The 1,292-nt window shown below is 37.2% G+C and carries 1 protein-coding gene; it reads right to left on the reverse strand.

Going from position 1 to position 1,292, the window contains the following annotated elements; all coding sequences use genetic code 11:
• Positions 1-83 precede the first annotated feature (83 nt).
• On the reverse strand, positions 84-1,142 hold the full coding sequence (locus ACAX61_RS19445) for a hypothetical protein (RefSeq protein WP_370716192.1): 1,059 nt from the start codon (positions 1,140-1,142) through the stop codon (positions 84-86).
• Positions 1,143-1,292: the final 150 nt, after the last annotated feature.

The following is a 1,292-nucleotide window of genomic DNA, read 5'->3' on the forward strand; positions in this document are numbered from 1 at the left end:
TTATATATCAGGTTGTCTAATAAATTCGTGCCGTTTTTAAACTGCAAAATTTTTATTTATAACATATGTACATTAAATAAAAATCAATCAATTATGTATTCGCCTTTATTGTTAATTACTGTTTCCCATCGTTTAGGTAACTTTTCGATTCCATATCGATAGAAAGCTTGATCTTTTGAGCTAAACCACTCTTCGAGCCAAATCCGGACGTCTTCATCACAATCGAATGTCACACCACGGAGGTCGTTTGCTACTGCTCGAAACAGGTAAAAATCAGAAGGCGCGATGTCTGGTGAATATGGAGGATGCTGTAATATCTCCCAATTTAATTCCTGAATGGCCGATATCGTCATTTTGGCAATATGAGGTCGGGCGTTGTCATGCTGCAAAATCAACTTATGCCGTGAATTTGGTCTTTTTTGACTAATAGCTTGGGCCACACGTTTTAATTGTTGCACATAAATTGCGGCTGTTATAGTAACATTTCTTTTCAGCAATTCCCAGTAAATTACGCCCTCTATTCCCCACCAGACACACAGCATTACCTTCCGAGAGTAATTGTCCTGTTTGACACGCGGTTTAGCCTGGTGATCTTTATCAACCCATTCCTTTCTGTGCTTCATATTTATATACAAGCACCATTTTTCATCTCCCGTAACTAGCAAAGAGAGAAACGGCCGATGTTGTTGTACGGCGTGATGATGCCTGGCAAGTAAAGAGGAACATGCATTAATCCTCTGATTTTTGTTACGTTCATTCAGGTGATGAGGAATCCAAGCACCATATTTTTGAAATTTTCTCATTCTATGGAGATGGTTCAGAACTGTCTGTGGATTACAACTAAGTTGTCCGGCTAATTCACGGGTTGTTTGACGATTATCAGCTTTTAGAAGAGAGCTGAGACACTCTTCACTGAAATGAGATGGACGTCCGGAACGAGGAGCATCAGTTAGGCTAAAATCGCCTTTTTTAAATTTAGAAAACCACTTTCGTGCTACCCGACTAGACATGCAACCTTCTCCGTACACGGCATTTATGTTTCTGGCAGCTTGGGTTGCATTAACATGGCAATTAAACTGGTATAGAAGCACGTGTCGGAGATGTTCATTTTTATTGAATTGGGTATTCATTTTAAATTTCATCTAAAAATAAATTTAAAAATAGTGAGTCATCAAAACTATAAATAAACAACGAACACATGATCTTATTATTTAAACATTAAATTAAATTAATAATAGATGCATCTAATGTCATGCAAAACGATATCGAAAAAAAACGGAACGAATTTATTA

This window comes from Sphingomonas sp. IW22 (assembly GCF_041321155.1).
Taxonomy (GTDB): domain Bacteria; phylum Pseudomonadota; class Alphaproteobacteria; order Sphingomonadales; family Sphingomonadaceae; genus Sphingomonas.

Excerpts from the sequence above, each read along its gene's own strand:
- ACAX61_RS19445 (WP_370716192.1), bottom strand. The coding sequence starts at position 1,142 with ATGAAATTTAAAATGAATACCCAATTCAATAAAAATGAACATCTCCGA.